The following is a 15,453-nucleotide window of genomic DNA, read 5'->3' on the forward strand; positions in this document are numbered from 1 at the left end:
GTCAGATGTCCTTCCCGTTCTTCCGGGAAATCCGAACGCGCTTGCCGGTTTCCTCGTCGGTCCGGTAGCCCACGCGGGTGGGATTGCCGTCCGAGTCGACGACCGCAACGTTGGAAACGTGGATCGGGGCCTCCTGCGTCACGATGCCCCCGGAAGAGGCGCCGCGCTCGTTGGCCGAGACCGCCGTGTGCTTCTTGATTCGGTTCACGCCCTCGACGAGGACCCGGTTCTCCTTCGGGTAGGCCGCGATGACCTTGCCCTTGGCACCCTTGTCCTTGCCCGAGATGACGAGCACGGTGTCGCCCTTGTGCACCTTCATCACAGCACCTCCGGAGCGAGCGAGACGATCTTCATGAACCGCTTGTCGCGCAGCTCGCGGCCGACGGGGCCGAAGATGCGGGTGCCACGCGGGTCGTTGTCACCCTTGATGATGACGGCGGCGTTCTCGTCGAACTTGATGTACGAGCCGTCCGGCCGGCGGCGCTCCTTGGCGGTGCGCACGATCACGGCCTTGACGACGTCGCCGCGCTTGACGTTGCCACCGGGGATCGCGTCCTTCACGGTGGCGACGATGATGTCACCGATACCGGCGTAGCGACGGGACGAGCCACCGAGAACGCGGATGCAGAGGATCTCCTTGGCACCCGTGTTGTCGGCGACGCGCAGTCGCGACTCCTGCTGGATCACTTACTTCTCCTTGACCTGGATTGGTGTGTACGTCAGATTTCCGACCTGGACGCACGCGGTCGTCGGTCGCCCACGGCGCACGCGCGCAAGACACACGGGTCCCGTGAGGCAACCCGTCCAGGGTAGGCGATATACCTCATGCAGGGCAAATCCGCGAACTGTGAGGTCGCTCCCTACCCCGGACCCGGGCGTGTCGCCCGAGGGCGCCCCCGGAAAGACCGACGGCACCCACACCGCGCGCGAGGCGAGCGATGTGGGTGCCGTACTCGATCGTCGTCGACGATGCGAGAGAGGGCTTACTTGGCCTTCTCGAGCACCTCGACCAGACGCCACCGCTTGGTCGCGGACAGCGGACGGGTCTCCATCAGCTGCACGCGGTCGCCGATGCCGGCCACGCCGTTCTCGTCGTGTGCCTTCACCTTGGTGGTACGGCGGATGATCTTGCCGTACAGCGGGTGCTTCACCCGGTCCTCGAGCTCGACCACGATCGTCTTCTCCATCTTGTCGGAGACAACGTAGCCGATGCGGACCTTGCGGCTGCCGCGCTCTTCCTTCTGGGTCACTGCCTTTTCCTCACTCATGCCGCGTCACCCGCATCCGGGCCGGAGGCCAGGCCGAGCTCGCGCTCACGCAGCACCGTGTAGATGCGGGCGATCTCGTTGCGCACGACGCGCAGCCGGCGGTTGTTGTCCAGCTGGCCGGTGGCCATCTGGAAACGAAGGTTGAACAGCTCTTCCTTCGCCTCGCGGAGCTTGGTGACCAGCTCTTCCTCGGTCAGCTCGCGGAGCTCTGTGGCGGGGGTTCCGGTAGCCATCAGAACTGCTCCTCCCTCGTCACGATCCTGCACTTGCACGGGAGCTTGTGCATCGCGCGCCGGAGGGCTTCGCGGGCAATCTCCTCGTTCGGGTAGCTCATCTCGAACATCACCCGTCCGGGCTTGATGTTCGCGACCCACCACTCGGGCGAACCCTTACCGGAACCCATGCGGGTCTCGGCAGGCTTCTTGGTGAGGGGGCGATCCGGGAAGATGTTGATCCAGATCTTGCCGCCACGCTTGATGTGCCGGGTCATGGCGATACGAGCGGACTCGATCTGCCGGTTGGTGATGTAGGCCGGCTCGAGAGCCTGGATGCCGTAGTCACCGAAGGTCACCTGGGTCCCACCCTTGGCGGCACCCGAGCGGCTCGGGTGGTGCTGCTTGCGGTGCTTGACCCGCCGTGGGATCAACATGCGTCAGCCCTCCTGATTCTCGGTCGGAGCGGGTGCATCGGCGGAGGCGGCGCGGCCGGCGTCGGTGCTCGTCGCGGTGGTGCCCGAGGCACCGGAACGACGGGGACGGCTCGGACGCTCGCGACGGGGACGGTCGGCCGGGGCGGCGGCCGCAGCGGCCAGCTCACGACGGCCACCGACGATGTCGCCCTTGTAGATCCAGACCTTCACGCCGATGCGGCCGAAGGTGGTCTTCGCCTCGTACAGGCCGTAGTCGATGTCCGCACGCAGCGTGTGCAGCGGGACGCGGCCTTCACGGTAGAACTCCGAGCGGGACATCTCGGCGCCGCCGAGGCGGCCCGAGCACTGCACCCGGATGCCCTTGACGTTGGGCTGACGCATGGCCGACTGGATGGCCTTGCGCATCGCGCGACGGAACGCCACACGGTTCGAGAGCTGCTCGGCGACGCCCTGCGCCACCAGCTGGGCCTCGGACTCGGCGTTCTTGACCTCGAGGATGTTCAGCTGAACCTGCTTGCCGGTCAGCTTCTCGAGCTCGGCGCGGATGCGATCGGCCTCGGCGCCGCGGCGGCCGATGACGATGCCCGGACGCGCGGTGTGGATGTCCACACGCACACGGTCACGGGTGCGCTCGATCTCGACCTTGGCGATGCCGGCCCGTTCGAGGCCGGTGGCCAGGAACTTGCGGATCGCGACGTCTTCCTTCACGTACTCCGCGTACTGCTTGTCGGCGTACCAGCGCGACTTCCAGTCGGTGGTGATGCCCAGACGGAAGCCGTGCGGGTTGATCTTCTGGCCCACTATTGAGCTCCCTTCCGGCGGTTACGGTTTCCAGCAGACGCAGGCGCCTTGCTCTCGACGATCACGGTGATGTGGCTCGTCCGCTTGCGGATGCGGAATGCACGGCCCTGGGCACGCGGCTGGAACCGCTTGAGGGTCGCGCCCTCGTCGACGTACGCCGTGGCGACGACGAGCGTGCTCGGGTCGAGGTCCAGGTTGTTCTGCGCGTTCGCGGCGGCGCTCGCGATCACCTTGGCGACCGGCTCGGCCGCGGACTGCGGCGCGAACTTCAGGATCGACAGAGCCTCGTCCACGGTCTTGCCCCGGACGATGTCGACGACGCGACGCGCCTTCATCGGGGTCACACGCACGTGGCGCGCAACAGCCCGAGCGCTCTTGTTTGTGGTTTCAGTGCTCATCGACGCTTGCTCTTCCGGTCGTCCTTGATGTGGCCCTTGAACGTACGGGTCGGCGCGAACTCGCCGAGCTTGTGGCCGACCATCGACTCCGAGACGAACACCGGCACGTGCTTGCGACCGTCGTGGACGGCGAACGTGTGACCGATGAAGTCGGGCAGAATGGTGGAACGGCGCGACCAGGTCTTGATGACCTGCTTGGTGCCCTTTTCGTTCTGCGTATCGACCTTCGCCAGGAGGTGGTCGTCGACGAACGGGCCCTTCTTGAGGCTGCGTGGCATTCTCTAACTCCCTCCTTGACTAGCGCTTCTTGCCGGTACGGCGACGACGGACGATGAGCTTGTCGGACGCCTTGTTCTTGCGGGTGCGGCCCTCGGGCTTGCCCCACGGGCTGACCGGGTGGCGACCACCGGAGGTCTTGCCCTCACCACCGCCGTGCGGGTGGTCGACCGGGTTCATGACCACACCACGGACGGTCGGGCGCTTGCCCTTCCAGCGCATGCGGCCGGCCTTGCCCCAGTTGATGTTCGACTGCTCGGCGTTGCCGACCTCGCCGACGGTGGCGCGGCAGCGCACGTCGACGCGACGGATCTCACCGGAGGGCATACGCAGGGTGGCGTAGGTGCCTTCCTTACCGAGCAGCTGGATGCTGGCGCCGGCGGAACGGGCCATCTTGGCGCCGCCGCCCGGACGCAGTTCCACCGCGTGGATGGTGGTACCGGTCGGGATGTTGCGCAGCGGCAGGTTGTTGCCGGGCTTGATGTCGGCCTGCGGGCCGGACTCGACCGGAGCACCCTGCACCAGGCCCTTGGGGGCGATGATGTAGCGCTTCTCGCCGTCCACGTAGTGCAGCAGGGCGATGCGGGCGGTGCGGTTGGGGTCGTACTCGATGTGAGCGACCTTGGCCGGGATGCCGTCCTTGTCGTTGCGGCGGAAGTCGATCAGGCGGTAGGCACGCTTGTGTCCGCCACCCTTGTGCCGGGTGGTGATGCGGCCGTGCGCGTTGCGGCCACCGCGGCCGTGCAGCGGGCGAACCAGCGACTTCTCGGGCGTCGAGCGGGTGATCTCGGCGAAGTCCGAGACACTCGCGCCACGCCGACCCGGGGTTGTCGGCTTGTACTTACGAATTGCCATGAGTCTTCTCGTCCTCTATCTCTCGAGTCCCGGCCGCCTAGGCGACCGGCCCTCCGAAGATCTCGATGGGCTTGCTGTCGGCCGACAGGGTCACGAGCGCGCGCTTGGTGTCCTTGCGCTTGCCGTAACCGAACCGGGTCCGCTTGCGCTTGCCCTGACGGTTGGCGGTGTTGACGCTGGTCACCTTGACGCCGAAGACCTTCTCGACGGCAATCTTGATCTGCGTCTTGTTCGAGTCCGGGTGCACCAGGAAGGTGTAGGTGCCCTCCTCCATCAGCCCGTAGGACTTCTCGGAGATGACCGGAGCCAGCAGGATGTCGCGCGGATCCGCGATCGTGCTCACTTGCTCTCCTCCTTCTCTGCCTGGGCGGACTCGGCCGGCCCGTGGATGAACGCGTTGAGCGCCTCGACGCTGAACACGACGTCGTCGCTGTAGAGCACGTCGTAGGTGTTCAGCTGATCCGGAGCGATCGCGTGCACGTTCTGCAGGTTCTGCACGCTCTTCCACGCCGCGAGATCCTCACGGCCGACGACGAGGAGCAGGTTCTTGCGATCGGTCAGCTCCGCGAGGAAGGTACGCGCGCCCTTGGTGGACGGCGCCTGCCCGGCGACGAGCTCGGTGATCACGTGGATGCGCTCGTTGCGAGCCCGGTCGGAGAGGGCGCCACGGAGGGCGGCAGCCTTCATCTTCTTGGGCGTGCGCTGGCTGTAGTCGCGCGGCTGCGGGCCGTGGACGGTGCCACCGCCGGCGAACTGCGGCGCGCGGGTCGAGCCCTGGCGGGCGCGGCCGGTGCCCTTCTGGCGGTACGGCTTCCTGCCACCGCCGCGGACCTCGCCGCGGGTCTTGGTGGCGTGCGTGCCCTGGCGAGCCGCGGCGAGCTGCGCGACGACCACCTGGTGCAGCAGCGCGATGTTCGCGGGGGCGTCGAAGATCTCGGCGGGGAGATCGACGGTGCCGTTGGTCTGGCCGCCGGGAGCCTTGACGTCGAGCGTCAGCTTGGTTGCGGTCTCGGTGCTGGTCATGCCCGTGCACCACCCTTCACTGCGGTCTTGACGATCACGACGCCGCCCTTGCGGCCCGGGATCGCACCCTTGATCAGCAGCAGGCCGTTCTCGGCGTCCACCTTGTGGACCGAGAGGTTCTGCGTCGTGACGCGGTCGCTACCCATGCGCCCGGACATGCGGGTTCCCTTGAACACGCGGCCCGGGGTGGCGCAGCCACCGATGGAGCCCGGACGACGGTGCACAGCCTGCGCACCGTGCGAGGCGCCCTGGCCGGCGAAGCCGTGACGCTTCATGGTGCCGGCGAAGCCCTTGCCCTTGGAGGTGCCGGTGACGTCGACGAAGGCGCCGTCCTCGAAGACCTCGGCGGTGAGCTCCTGGCCGATCTCGATGCCGTCGGTGTCGTCGACACGCAGCTCGACGATGTGGCGACGAGGGGTGACGCCCGCCTTCGCGAACTGGCCGGCGACCGGCTTGGTGACCTTGCGCGGGTCGATCGCACCGTAGGCGAGCTGCACGGCGCTGTAGCCGTCGCGCTCCTCGGTACGGATCTGGGTGACCACGTTCGGTCCGGCCTTGACGACGGTGACCGGAACGACCCGGTTGTTCTCGTCGAAGACCTGGGTCATGCCGAGCTTGGTGCCCAGGATTCCCTTGATCTGGTTAGTCATGTGTTGTCTCCGCTGCGTCTTCTACAAGCTCGCTGGTCTCGAAAGTCACTGAATGTTGACGTCGACGCTCGCCGGGAGGTCGATGCGCATGAGCGCGTCGACGGTCTTGGGCGTCGGGTCGAGGATGTCGATCAGCCGCTTGTGAGTCCGCATCTCGAAGTGCTCGCGCGAGTCCTTGTACTTGTGCGGCGAGCGGATGACGCAGTACACGTTCTTTTCGGTGGGCAACGGCACCGGGCCGACCACGCGAGCGCCCGTACGGGTCACCGTCTCGACGATCTTGCGCGCAGATGCGTCGATCGCCTCATGGTCATAGGCCTTGAGCCTGATGCGGATCTTTTGTCCCGCCACGCTTATGTGTCCTTTTCTTGCCGCGTTTCGTAGCACCCGAGCGAATCGGGAACCACCTCGTCTGCACAGTTCCGCCCGAACGGCGACGACGAACAGCACTCTCCACACCTCGTGACCGGGCGCACCCGATCCGCATGCCGCTGTTCATCTGTCATTGTTCTCCGGCACACGCGGTCGGGCGTGTCGCCCTACTGCTCGCTCCGCAGCGCCGAACCGATGCTCGACACCACGGACCGACCTGCCGGATGTACCCGCACGGGTACAGGAAGGTACTGCTTCCGTCTTGCATGTGGCCGCGACCAGGCCGTCAGGCTCGATCCGCGACTGTCACTCGATCTTGTTCCGAGCCGCGGAAAACCGTGACCCGGTCAAGGCAACCCGACCAGTATGCAGGACCGCCCCGGCATTCTCAACTTCGCGTCGGCGGGACGGCCGTCACAATCCTCCGGTCGACAGGGTCGCCGGTGTCCGGACCGGCGCCGCCGCCCCGAGCGTATTGGTCGGATCGGGACCCGGGCCCGGCGCCGTCGGCGTGACCACCGGCAGCTCGCGCGGCGTCGGCGTCACACCCGGCACGTCGCGCCACACCGGCAGGGCCTCCTGCAGGGCCAGTCCCACCGAGATCAACCCGGACTCCTGCCACGGCAGCGCACCCAGCTGGACGCCGAACGGCAGCCCGGTCACCGCCGAGCGGCCGACGGGGAACGAAACAGCCGGGGCGCCGGTGTAATTGGCCCACTGGACGTCGCCGGCCACTCCGGACAGCACGCTCAGACCTGCGAACGCATCGCGGGGACAGCCGTCGTCGAGCGCGCCCGGCAGGGCGATCACATCGAGCTCGTGGTCGCGGAACATGGCGTTGTACTGGTGCTGATAACGCAACCGGTCCCGCTCCAGCGAGAAGTAGTCGGCGACGGGCAGCGCCAGAGAGGCCACCGCGGCACTCACGAGCGGCGCGAGGTCGATGCGGTATTCACCGAGCCGGTCCACGAACTGCCGGTGATAGGCACCCATCTCCGCGGTGTCACCGGCCAGGAGCGACTCCGGCGGGTGGGGCATCGACACCGGAAGGAGTTCGGCGCCCAGTGCGCGCGCCGTCGCGAGGAACTCGTCGAACAGGCGGCGCAGCTCCGGTGCCAGCCGGTCGGTCGCGCCGTGCGGCAGGCCGATACGGACGCCCGCGAGCGGGGTCGCCCCGGTGGGCGGCGCCAGCGGGTAGCCGCCCTCGGGCACGCCGGGGCCACCGGCCGTGACCGGATCGTCCGTCTCCTCACCCGCGAGGACACCGAGCAGCAGCGAAGCGTCCGCGAGGCTGTGCCCGATGGGGCCGGGATGGTCCCTGGTCCACGTGAGCGGGATCATCCCGTGCGAGGTGACGCGCCCGTACGTCGGCTTGATCGCCGAGACGCCGCACGCGCTCGCCGGCAGCCGCAGCGAGCCGCCGGTGTCGCTCCCGACCGACAAGGGGGCGAAGCGGGCCGCAACCGCCGCGGCGCTGCCGCCCGACGAGCCGCCCGGGGAATACTGCGTGTTCCACGGGTTCGCCACCTGCGGGGTGACGACACCGATCGCGAACTCGTCGGTGTGCACGTGACCGAGCAGGACCGCCCCGGCGTCCCGCAGCCGGCGCCACACCCCCGAATCACCGGCGGCGACGTTGTCGCGGAGCACATTGCTCGACGCGGTCAGCGGAAGGCCCCCCACCGCGAACAGATCCTTGAGGGCGATCGGCAGTCCGCACAGCGGCGAGACGGGCTCACCGGACGCCCGGGCGGCGGTGAGCCGCGTGGCCGCCGCGTCGGCAGCGGCATAGGCGAGGTCCGGATAGAGGTGGATCCATGCGCCGACGCCGCCGTCGTGGTCCCGGCTACGACGCAGGTACGCACCGAGCAGTTCGCGCGGGTGCAACTGTCCGGCCTGCAGCAGACTGGCCGCTTCGATCGCACTCAACATGGCCGGATCGGTGGCCGGGACGGTCGCCGGGTCGGGAAGGCGAGAGGCCGGGCGGGCGGCGGCGCGCGCGGCGGGGAGGAGGCCGAGCCCGACGACGCCGCCGGCAGCGGTGCCGAGGAATCGACGCCGGGACGTTCGGGAACTCACCCGGTCGAGGCTAGTGTCGGCGCCGTATGCCTGCAGGACGAGCGCACCGAGCCACCCTCCCCCACGACGCATGAGCGGTGCGCGATAATCCGTCGAACGGAACCGGCCGATGTACCGGAACGCAGGAGTGTAGGGAGTGCCGATGACATCTTCTGCCCAGTCCCGGGCGTCCGGGGGACGGCCGCTGCGGCGCAGGCCACAGCTGTCGGACGACGTGGCGGTGCACGTCCGCAACCTCATCATGTCCGGTGGGGTCCGGCCCGGTGACTTCATCCGGCTGGACGAGACCGCCGCCGAACTCGGTGTGAGCGTCACCCCCGTTCGTGAGGCATTGCTCACACTGCGGGGTGAAGGCCTCGTCGAGCTCGTCCCACACCGCGGCTACGTTGTCGCTCCGTTGAGCCGGGGCGACATCGACGACCTGTTCTGGTTGCAGGGACAGATCGCGGAAGAGCTCGCGCGCCGAGCGGCGGCAGCGATCACCCCGGAGACCGTCGCGGAACTGTCGGACCTCAACGAACGTCTCGCCGAGGCGGTGCGCAGCGGCGACGGGGCGCGGATCGAGGACCTCGAGTTCGCGTTCCACCGCACCCTCAACCGCGCGACCGGCGCGCGGAAGCTGTCGTGGTTCCTGCTCAACGCCACCCGCTACACCCCGGTGCACTTCTATTCGTCCGATCCCGCCTGGGGCGCCGCCGCCGTCGCCTCGCACCGCCGCCTGATCGACGCGCTCGGTCGCGCAGACGCCGATTCCGCAGGTGAGGAGACCCGCCGGCACTTCACCGACGGAGCCCGGCGCCTGGTCCGGCACCTGGACGAGATCGGTATCTGGAGCTGACGCGGCCGCCGCGCGGCACTCGCAGCCCGCTCGGACCGCGCCGGGCGGCCGGTAACATCGCGGCGTGACGGCGGGATCTACTCGTCGACGGGTCCGCGAGCGGCCGACCGAGAGTTCCACGGCGGAGAGTGATGCTGAGATACCACGACGAAGCGGTCCTCGTCGACGACCTGCACAAGTCGTTCGGCGACGTCCATGCCCTCAAGGGCATCACGTTCTCCGCCCCGCGCGGTTCGGTCCTCGGCATTCTCGGCCCCAACGGCGCCGGCAAGACCACGACGGTGAAGATCCTCTCCACGCTGCTGCGCCCGACGAGCGGGCGCGCGGTGATCGCGGGGCACGACGTGGTCGCCGACCCGGCCGCCGTACGGCGCTCGATCATGATGACCGGGCAGTACGCCGCCCTCGACGAGACGCTGTCGGGCCGGGAGAACCTGATCCTGTTCGGCCGCCTCATGGGTCTCGACCGCGCGGCCGCCCGCCAGCGCGCCGACAATCTGCTCCGCGAATTCGACCTGGTCGACGCCGGCAAACGCGCGGTGCGGCACTACTCCGGCGGCATGCGCCGCCGCGTCGACATCGCCTGCGGTCTCGTCGTGCGCCCCGAGGTGGTATTCCTCGACGAACCGACCACCGGTCTCGATCCGCGGAGTCGGCAGGGTGTCTGGTCTCTCGTGGGCGCGCTCAAGAAGCAGGGCATCACGGTATTGCTGACGACGCAGTATCTCGAAGAGGCCGACCTGCTCAGCGACAACATCATCGTCATCGACCGGGGCACCGTCGTCGCCGAGGGCACCGCCAACCAGCTCAAGGCCTCGACCGGCGGCAGCTACTGCGAGATCGTCCCGGCCGATCCGAAGGCCCTGCCGTGGGTCGTGCATGCGCTCGGCAACCTCGTCCCGGGCGACGTCCGGGCGGAACTGGCCGGGTCCGAATCCAACGACCGGGTCTCCATCCCGGCGCCGCACGGTCCGGCGACGCTCGCCGAGGCCCTGCGCCGACTGGCACCCACCCGGATCGAGCTGGCCGACATCGGTCTGCGCCGGCCGTCGCTCGACGACGTGTTCCTCAGCCTCACCGGCCACACGGCGGGCGCCGACGCCCCGGAACCGACGACGGGAGGGCAGGCGTGACCGTGCACACCAAGAGCATCAGCGCCCAGCGGGTGCGGCACGACGCGAAGATCACCCTCCCGGAGAAGCGGGTCGGTTCGCACCGGCGGGCCGACCCGACGGTGCTCAACCAGTGGAGTGCGCTCACGATGCGCACGGTCCGCACCATGGCGCGGTACGGCGAACTCGTCGTTGCGGCGATCACCCCGGTGGTGTTCGGCCTCGGCTTCTACCTGCCCCTGAAGTTCGTCATGTCGCTTCAGGGCATCGACTACGCGCAGTACCTGATGCCGATCATCGTCCTGCAGGCGATGGCGTTCACCGCCATCTCGGCGGCGCAGCTGTCCTCGGGTGAGGCGATGACGGGCCTGACGAGCCGGTTGCAGACCATGCCCGTGTTCAGTGCGGTCCCGCTGCTCTCCCGGATGTCGAGCGCGATGTTGCGGTCCGTCGTGTCCCTGGCGGGGGCGCTGCTGTTCGGATACGCGATCGGGTTCCGGTTCTCGGCCGGTTTCGGGCAGGCGGTCCTGTTCTGTGTCACCGCCCTGGCGATCAGTCTCGTCCTGGCGCTGGGCGCCGACGCGATCGGCACGCTGTCGAAGAGTCCCGAGGCCACCGCGCAGGCCCTGACGCTGCCGCAGCTGATCCTCGGCATGCTCTCGTGCGGCTTCGTCCCGGAGGAGGGCTTCCCCGAGTGGATCCGGCCGTTCGTCCGCAACCAGCCCATCTCGCAGTTCTCGTTCGCCATGCAGGACATGGCCGAAGGTGGCGTCACCTGGCAGGTCCTCTTCCCCACCGTGGCCTGGTGCGCGGGCCTCGCGCTCGTGTTCGCGCCACTGGCCGTATGGGCCAGCACGAGGCGGGGGTGATTCGCAGGTGACCGGAACGCCCGAGGCCCGGCCCGTCGACGCCGACGGCGCCGCATTCGCCTTCCTGGACCCCACGCGCGCCCATCCGGAGCGGTCCTCGGCGGCGCTGTGGGAACACAGCCGAATCCAGTGCGGGCGCCTGCTGCTGCGCTGGGCGCGCGATCCCGCGACGATGATCCAGGCGCTGCTCTACCCCGCGCTGACCCTGCTGATGTTCCGGGTCGTGCTCGGCAACACCGTCACCGCCGCGACCGGTCAGCCCGCGATCTACGGCACGGTCCCGATGATCATCCTGGTCGGTGCCATGTTCGGCTCGGTGGTCAGCGCCGTGGGTCTGCGTACGGAGCGGCAGACGGGCCTGCTCGGCCGCTTCCACACCCTGCCGATCCACCGGGCTGCCGGGCTGTTGGGCCGGATGTTCGCCGAGGCGGTCCGGGTGCTGGCGACCACGATCGTCATCCTGGCGGCCGGGGTGGCTCTGGGGTTCCGGTTCACGCAGGGCTATCTCGCCGTGCTCGGGATTCTGGTGATCCCGATCCTCTTCGGGATCGGGTTCGCCCTCATGGTCACCGTCCTCGCCACCATGTCGAGCAAGCTGCCCCTCGTGGAACTGGTGTCGATCGGGTGCACCCTGCTGATGTTCTTCAACTCCGGGTTCGTCCCGGTGATGGCCTACCCGAGGTGGCTGCAACCGATCGTGGAGAACCAGCCGATGTCGTGTGCGATCGACGCGATGAAGGCGCTGGCGATGGGCGGTCCGCTCGCCGAACCGCTGGTCAAGACACTGCTGTGGGTCTTCCTCGCCGTCGCCGTGTTCACGGTGCCGGCCATCCGGGGCTATCGGCGCGCGGCCGAGGAGGGCTGATCGCGGCGACCCCGGGCGGCCGTCCCCGGCTGTTATCCTGTGCGCCGACCGCGGCCGCACAACGGCTGCAGCACGCAGCCGAGGCACTGTCACCCAGTGCGGCCCACGGAGGAATGCCGATGAAGTATGCCCGCCGGATCACCGTCGCCGTGACGGCGGCCGCCCTGGCGGCCGCCGGGCCGGCGCTGCCCACGGCCGCCGCGGCGCCCACCGAGCCCCCGTCTCTACCGGCGCTGCTCGACTCGATGGGGCCGAGTCCCGCCGGCGCGAACGACCTCGACTGTGTGCCCTCCCCCGAGCATCCCCGGCCGGTTGTTCTCGTCCACGGGACGAGGATGGACATGACCGGCACGTGGGCCGTTGCAGCCCCGCAGCTCGCCGATCTCGGCTACTGCGTCTACGCCCTCAACTACGGTGGCATCCGCTCGCTGGTCGACCCCGAACTCATGGTCTGGGGAGTCGGGAGCATCGAGGACTCCGCGAAGCAGGTCGGCGAGTTCGTCGATGCGGTGCTCACTCACACCGGAGCGGACCAGGTCGACCTCGTGGGTCACTCGCAGGGTGGACCGGTTTCCCGCCAGTACCTACGGTTCGAGGGCGGCGCGGACCCGGCGGACCCGGACCGCAACAAGGTCGACAAACTGGTGATGCTCGGTGCGACCAACCACGGGACCACGTTCAACGGGCTGCAGCAGCTGTACTCCCTGTTCGCCCGTCTCGGACTGGGGAACCAGGAATGGGCCACCGAACGCCTCGCGCAGATGGTCTTCGGTATCGCCGGACATCAGCAGCTGACCGGATCGCGCGTGCTGGCCCGGCTCAACTCCGGGGCCGAGACCCTGCCGGGAATCGAGTACACCTCGATCGCCACCCGTCAGGACACGGTCGCCACGCCACCGGAGAATGCGTTCCTGCAGCCCAGCGAGAACAGCGTGGTGCACAACGTGTGGCTCGAGGACGCGTGTCCGACCAGCCCGGCCGATCACCTCGCCCTACTCGAACTGCCCGAGTCGCTGCACCTGGTGAAGTCGGCTCTCGATCCGCAGTACGCCGAGACCGTGCCGGCCCCGTGCACGGCGCCTCCCGCCGGCTAGACAGTCGCGGCACGCGAACGGCCCCTCCCGCCGGGAGGGGCCGTTCGCGTGTGCACGATCCGGGGACCGGAGATCAGATCCCGAGGGCCCGCTGCAGCACCGGCCACGAGTCCTTCAGGTCGTCCTGCCAGTAGCCCCATGAGTGGGTTCCGGTCTCGCGGAAGTTGTAGGTGGCGGGGATGCCCAGGGCATCGAGCCGGTTCTTCAGGTTGTGGGTGCAGTAGTTGGTTGCGGCCTCGATGACGCCGCCGACCACGACCTGATTGGCCAGCACTCCCGCGTCACCGTCGATTTCCGGGCCGGTCAGCGTGTCGTGCGGACCGGGCAGACCGGTGCCGTTCGAGATGTACATCTCGAGCCCGCGCAACTTCTCGGCGTTGACGTACGGATCCTTCTCCGCCCACATCGGGTCGTTCGTCGGTCCCCACATGTTCTCGGTGTCGCCGTTGCCCCACGTCTCGACCGTGATCTTGACGAACTGCTGGCCGATCGGGTCGGATGTCTGTGCGCATCCGCTGTAGGCGGCGACACCCCGGTACAGTCCCGGGGCGGCCATGGGCAGCTGGAACACCGAGGTGCCCGAGGTGGAGATGCCGGCGATCGCGTTGACTCCGGTGGTACCGAGAGCTCCGTCGACCAGCGGCGGAATCTCCTTGGTCAGGAAGGTCTCCCACTTGTTCACACCGAGCTGCGGATCGGGGTTCTTCCAGTCGGTGTAGTAGCTGAACATGCCGCCGATCGGCGAGACGACGTTGACGTGCTTATCCTTGAAGAACTCGATCGCGTCGGTACGGCCCCGCCAGGTGGCCATGTCCTCACCGCCGCCGGCCCCGTTGAGCAGGTACAGCGTCGGCGCGGGCTTGCTGGTGTCGGCCGGGCGCCACACGTCCAGCAGGATCTCCTCGTCCATGGACGCCGAGTAGACCCAGATCAGAATTTGCTGGGGTGCGTAGTTCTCGATCCTGGTGATGTACGACCCGTTCTCGGACGTGACGGCCGTGATGGGCTGCAGGGTGTCGGCCACCGGGTCGGCCGAGGCGAACGAGGCGCCCGTGAACAGCGGCAGCGCAAGTACCGCCGCCGAGATCGCGGCTGCTCCCATCTTCCGAGCGCGGCTCCGCGACTCGACAACACTCATTCCGTCAACCTCCTCAGGCCCGGCAGGCGGGCGTCCCCAAGCCCCGGCGAACCGGGGTGCGCCCTGCGGCGCAGCATGTACTGAAATCGACAGCACGCGGTCGAACGTTACCTTGCGGACGGCAGGCCATAAACCTCACTGATCACATCCGTCACATCGATCGCGTTACGATCTGTCGGAGCCCTGGACGGGTTCGGCTTGTCCCTCATCGCGGCACTTCTTGTCGCCGAGGTGCTGAGCGAGCACAGGGCCGATGATCGCAAGAGACTCCGGGGTGGTCATATCGGCGTGCGTGCCTGGAACGGACACATCGACGATCTCTCCCTCGACGAACTCCGACCAGCGCTGCGCCGGATCGTCCACACCGGGCAGATGCTCCGTGGCGCTGAAGTACAGCAGGTTGCCCCGGAACATGCCAGGCGTGTGCGAAGCAATGAGTTCCGCCGACCTGATTGCGCTGGCGTAGATGCGCCGCACTCGCTCGAGATCCAACGCGGGCCCACCGACCACCATGGTCTCGAACAATTGCTCTGCATTCTCGGTCGACATATTGGAGATGTCGGCGTCGCCCAGGTTGATCCCCACTTCGGCCAGAGCTTCCCGCACCGCATCGTGGAATTCGGATACTTCCAGATTGTGGTGGCTGTCCAACATTGTCAGGGTGGCTACCTCTTCCCCCACGGACTGCAGTTCGACCGCGATGATGTGCGACAGCACACCGCCGAGGGACCAGCCGAGCAGGTGATAGGGACCGTGCGGCTGGATCCGTCTGATCTCCTCGACGTACCTGAGCGCCATGTCTTCCAGGGAGCTCGGAAGCGCCTCGTCCTCCGACAGAGCCGGTGACTGCAATCCGTAGACGGGACGATCCTCTGCGAATCGTGTCAAACCGGAGTAACACCACGACAATCCGTACATGGGGTGCACACAGAAGAGCGGTTCGCGAGATCCCTTCCTACGGATGGGCAGCACGACGGCCATGGCGACATCCTGTGTCACGTCGTAGTCGAGTTCGGAGGATGCCGCCTCGAGGAGGCGCCCGGCCAGTCCCTCGACCGTAGGGTCGGCGAAGAACCACTGGATGCGAACGTCGATACCCGTCTTCGTACGCAGCCGGTTCGCCACCTGGGTGGCGTTGAGCGAGTTGCCCCCCAGAGCGAAGAAGT

General features: G+C 68.0%; 21 protein-coding genes. 5 read left to right on the plus strand and 16 right to left on the minus strand.

The genetic code is table 11. The annotated features are described in order from the left end of the window. Position 1 precedes the first annotated feature (1 nt). The 14 genes from rplX to QYS60_RS22930 form a co-directional block, all read right to left on the minus strand. Complete coding sequence (gene rplX, locus QYS60_RS22865) at positions 2 to 319, minus strand: 50S ribosomal protein L24 (protein ID WP_003938081.1); 318 nt, start codon at positions 317 to 319, stop codon at positions 2 to 4. Next, positions 319 to 687 (minus strand): 50S ribosomal protein L14, encoded by a 369-nt coding sequence (rplN, locus tag QYS60_RS22870; protein WP_003938082.1) that lies wholly within the window; start codon positions 685 to 687, stop codon positions 319 to 321. The genes rplX and rplN overlap by 1 nt, the downstream gene beginning before the upstream one ends. A 296-nt stretch (positions 688 to 983) precedes the next feature. Continuing rightward, the gene (gene rpsQ / locus QYS60_RS22875; RefSeq protein ID WP_040783378.1) at positions 984 to 1,268 is read right to left on the minus strand and encodes a 30S ribosomal protein S17; all 285 of its coding nucleotides are present in this window, start codon (positions 1,266 to 1,268) and stop codon (positions 984 to 986) included. Then, the gene (gene rpmC / locus QYS60_RS22880; protein ID WP_003938084.1) at positions 1,265 to 1,501 is read right to left on the minus strand and encodes a 50S ribosomal protein L29; all 237 of its coding nucleotides are present in this window, start codon (positions 1,499 to 1,501) and stop codon (positions 1,265 to 1,267) included. Before rpmC ends, rpsQ begins: the two co-directional genes overlap by 4 nt. Next, positions 1,501 to 1,917 carry a 50S ribosomal protein L16 gene (rplP, locus tag QYS60_RS22885; RefSeq protein WP_003938085.1) on the minus strand — a complete coding sequence of 139 codons (417 nt, stop codon included), beginning with the start codon at positions 1,915 to 1,917 and terminating at the stop codon, positions 1,501 to 1,503. The genes rpmC and rplP overlap by 1 nt, the downstream gene beginning before the upstream one ends. A 3-nt stretch (positions 1,918 to 1,920) precedes the next feature. After that, positions 1,921 to 2,718, minus strand: coding sequence for a 30S ribosomal protein S3 (gene rpsC, locus QYS60_RS22890; RefSeq protein WP_003938086.1), 798 nt, complete (start codon positions 2,716 to 2,718; stop codon positions 1,921 to 1,923). Further along, complete coding sequence (gene rplV, locus QYS60_RS22895) at positions 2,718 to 3,116, minus strand: 50S ribosomal protein L22 (protein WP_026137933.1); 399 nt, start codon at positions 3,114 to 3,116, stop codon at positions 2,718 to 2,720. Before rplV ends, rpsC begins: the two co-directional genes overlap by 1 nt. Beyond that, positions 3,113 to 3,394 carry a 30S ribosomal protein S19 gene (gene rpsS, locus QYS60_RS22900; RefSeq protein ID WP_003938088.1) on the minus strand — a complete coding sequence of 94 codons (282 nt, stop codon included), beginning with the start codon at positions 3,392 to 3,394 and terminating at the stop codon, positions 3,113 to 3,115. The genes rplV and rpsS overlap by 4 nt, the downstream gene beginning before the upstream one ends. A 19-nt stretch (positions 3,395 to 3,413) precedes the next feature. After that, the gene (gene rplB, locus QYS60_RS22905) at positions 3,414 to 4,247 is read right to left on the minus strand and encodes a 50S ribosomal protein L2 (RefSeq protein WP_003938089.1); all 834 of its coding nucleotides are present in this window, start codon (positions 4,245 to 4,247) and stop codon (positions 3,414 to 3,416) included. A gap of 37 nt (positions 4,248 to 4,284) precedes the next feature. Continuing rightward, positions 4,285 to 4,590 (minus strand): 50S ribosomal protein L23, encoded by a 306-nt coding sequence (gene rplW / locus QYS60_RS22910; RefSeq protein WP_003938090.1) that lies wholly within the window; start codon positions 4,588 to 4,590, stop codon positions 4,285 to 4,287. After that, positions 4,587 to 5,270, minus strand: a complete 684-nt coding sequence (gene rplD, locus QYS60_RS22915; protein ID WP_003938091.1) for a 50S ribosomal protein L4 — start codon at positions 5,268 to 5,270, stop codon at positions 4,587 to 4,589. The genes rplW and rplD overlap by 4 nt, the downstream gene beginning before the upstream one ends. Further along, positions 5,267 to 5,920, minus strand: a complete 654-nt coding sequence (rplC, locus tag QYS60_RS22920) for a 50S ribosomal protein L3 (RefSeq protein WP_003938092.1) — start codon at positions 5,918 to 5,920, stop codon at positions 5,267 to 5,269. The genes rplD and rplC overlap by 4 nt, the downstream gene beginning before the upstream one ends. A gap of 45 nt (positions 5,921 to 5,965) precedes the next feature. Continuing rightward, positions 5,966 to 6,271, minus strand: a complete 306-nt coding sequence (gene rpsJ, locus QYS60_RS22925; protein ID WP_003938093.1) for a 30S ribosomal protein S10 — start codon at positions 6,269 to 6,271, stop codon at positions 5,966 to 5,968. 435 nt (positions 6,272 to 6,706) lie between these two features. Further along, positions 6,707 to 8,371 (minus strand): amidase, encoded by a 1,665-nt coding sequence (locus tag QYS60_RS22930; protein WP_289379208.1) that lies wholly within the window; start codon positions 8,369 to 8,371, stop codon positions 6,707 to 6,709. A gap of 142 nt (positions 8,372 to 8,513) precedes the next feature. Here QYS60_RS22930 and QYS60_RS22935 point away from each other — a divergent pair, with 142 nt between their 5' ends. The 5 genes from QYS60_RS22935 (at position 8,514) to QYS60_RS22955 (ending at position 13,149) form a co-directional block, all read left to right on the plus strand. Next, positions 8,514 to 9,209 carry a GntR family transcriptional regulator gene (locus QYS60_RS22935; protein ID WP_054371918.1) on the plus strand — a complete coding sequence of 232 codons (696 nt, stop codon included), beginning with the start codon at positions 8,514 to 8,516 and terminating at the stop codon, positions 9,207 to 9,209. Positions 9,210 to 9,340: 131 nt separating this feature from the next. Further along, the gene (locus QYS60_RS22940) at positions 9,341 to 10,342 is read left to right on the plus strand and encodes an ATP-binding cassette domain-containing protein (protein WP_289379211.1); all 1,002 of its coding nucleotides are present in this window, start codon (positions 9,341 to 9,343) and stop codon (positions 10,340 to 10,342) included. Next, complete coding sequence (locus tag QYS60_RS22945) at positions 10,339 to 11,190, plus strand: ABC transporter permease (protein WP_003938097.1); 852 nt, start codon at positions 10,339 to 10,341, stop codon at positions 11,188 to 11,190. The genes QYS60_RS22940 and QYS60_RS22945 overlap by 4 nt, the downstream gene beginning before the upstream one ends. A 7-nt stretch (positions 11,191 to 11,197) precedes the next feature. Beyond that, complete coding sequence (locus QYS60_RS22950; protein ID WP_289379212.1) at positions 11,198 to 12,055, plus strand: ABC transporter permease; 858 nt, start codon at positions 11,198 to 11,200, stop codon at positions 12,053 to 12,055. 119 nt (positions 12,056 to 12,174) lie between these two features. Then, positions 12,175 to 13,149 (plus strand): alpha/beta fold hydrolase, encoded by a 975-nt coding sequence (locus QYS60_RS22955; protein WP_289379213.1) that lies wholly within the window; start codon positions 12,175 to 12,177, stop codon positions 13,147 to 13,149. Positions 13,150 to 13,222: 73 nt separating this feature from the next. Here QYS60_RS22955 and QYS60_RS22960 read toward each other — a convergent pair whose 3' ends face one another. Both QYS60_RS22960 and QYS60_RS22965 read right to left on the minus strand, forming a co-directional pair. Then, positions 13,223 to 14,251, minus strand: a complete 1,029-nt coding sequence (locus tag QYS60_RS22960; protein ID WP_191902700.1) for an alpha/beta hydrolase family protein — start codon at positions 14,249 to 14,251, stop codon at positions 13,223 to 13,225. Positions 14,252 to 14,452: 201 nt separating this feature from the next. Then, positions 14,453 to 15,453: thioesterase domain-containing protein (locus QYS60_RS22965; protein WP_371384347.1), on the minus strand; the 1,001-nt coding region annotated here is incomplete at its 5' end.

Origin of the sequence: Rhodococcus sp. GXMU-t2271, assembly GCF_041414735.1 — a bacterium.
GTDB classification, from domain to species: Bacteria; Actinomycetota; Actinomycetes; order Mycobacteriales; family Mycobacteriaceae; genus Rhodococcus; species Rhodococcus indonesiensis.

What these genes read in the sequence shown, in the direction of transcription:
- QYS60_RS22960 (WP_191902700.1), bottom strand. Translation starts at nt 14,251, where the DNA reads ATGGGAGCAGCCGCGATCTCGGCGGCGGTACTTGCGCTGCCGCTGTTC.
- rplC (WP_003938092.1), bottom strand. Translation starts at nt 5,920, where the DNA reads ATGACTAACCAGATCAAGGGAATCCTGGGCACCAAGCTCGGCATGACC.
- QYS60_RS22935 (WP_054371918.1), top strand. Translation starts at nt 8,514, where the DNA reads ATGACATCTTCTGCCCAGTCCCGGGCGTCCGGGGGACGGCCGCTGCGG.
- rplB (WP_003938089.1), bottom strand. Translation starts at nt 4,247, where the DNA reads ATGGCAATTCGTAAGTACAAGCCGACAACCCCGGGTCGGCGTGGCGCG.
- rpsS (WP_003938088.1), bottom strand. Translation starts at nt 3,394, where the DNA reads ATGCCACGCAGCCTCAAGAAGGGCCCGTTCGTCGACGACCACCTCCTG.
- rplX (WP_003938081.1), bottom strand. Translation starts at nt 319, where the DNA reads ATGAAGGTGCACAAGGGCGACACCGTGCTCGTCATCTCGGGCAAGGAC.
- QYS60_RS22955 (WP_289379213.1), top strand. Translation starts at nt 12,175, where the DNA reads ATGAAGTATGCCCGCCGGATCACCGTCGCCGTGACGGCGGCCGCCCTG.
- rplD (WP_003938091.1), bottom strand. Translation starts at nt 5,270, where the DNA reads ATGACCAGCACCGAGACCGCAACCAAGCTGACGCTCGACGTCAAGGCT.
- rplP (WP_003938085.1), bottom strand. Translation starts at nt 1,917, where the DNA reads ATGTTGATCCCACGGCGGGTCAAGCACCGCAAGCAGCACCACCCGAGC.
- QYS60_RS22940 (WP_289379211.1), top strand. Translation starts at nt 9,341, where the DNA reads ATGCTGAGATACCACGACGAAGCGGTCCTCGTCGACGACCTGCACAAG.
- rplV (WP_026137933.1), bottom strand. Translation starts at nt 3,116, where the DNA reads ATGAGCACTGAAACCACAAACAAGAGCGCTCGGGCTGTTGCGCGCCAC.
- rpmC (WP_003938084.1), bottom strand. Translation starts at nt 1,501, where the DNA reads ATGGCTACCGGAACCCCCGCCACAGAGCTCCGCGAGCTGACCGAGGAA.
- rpsQ (WP_040783378.1), bottom strand. Translation starts at nt 1,268, where the DNA reads ATGAGTGAGGAAAAGGCAGTGACCCAGAAGGAAGAGCGCGGCAGCCGC.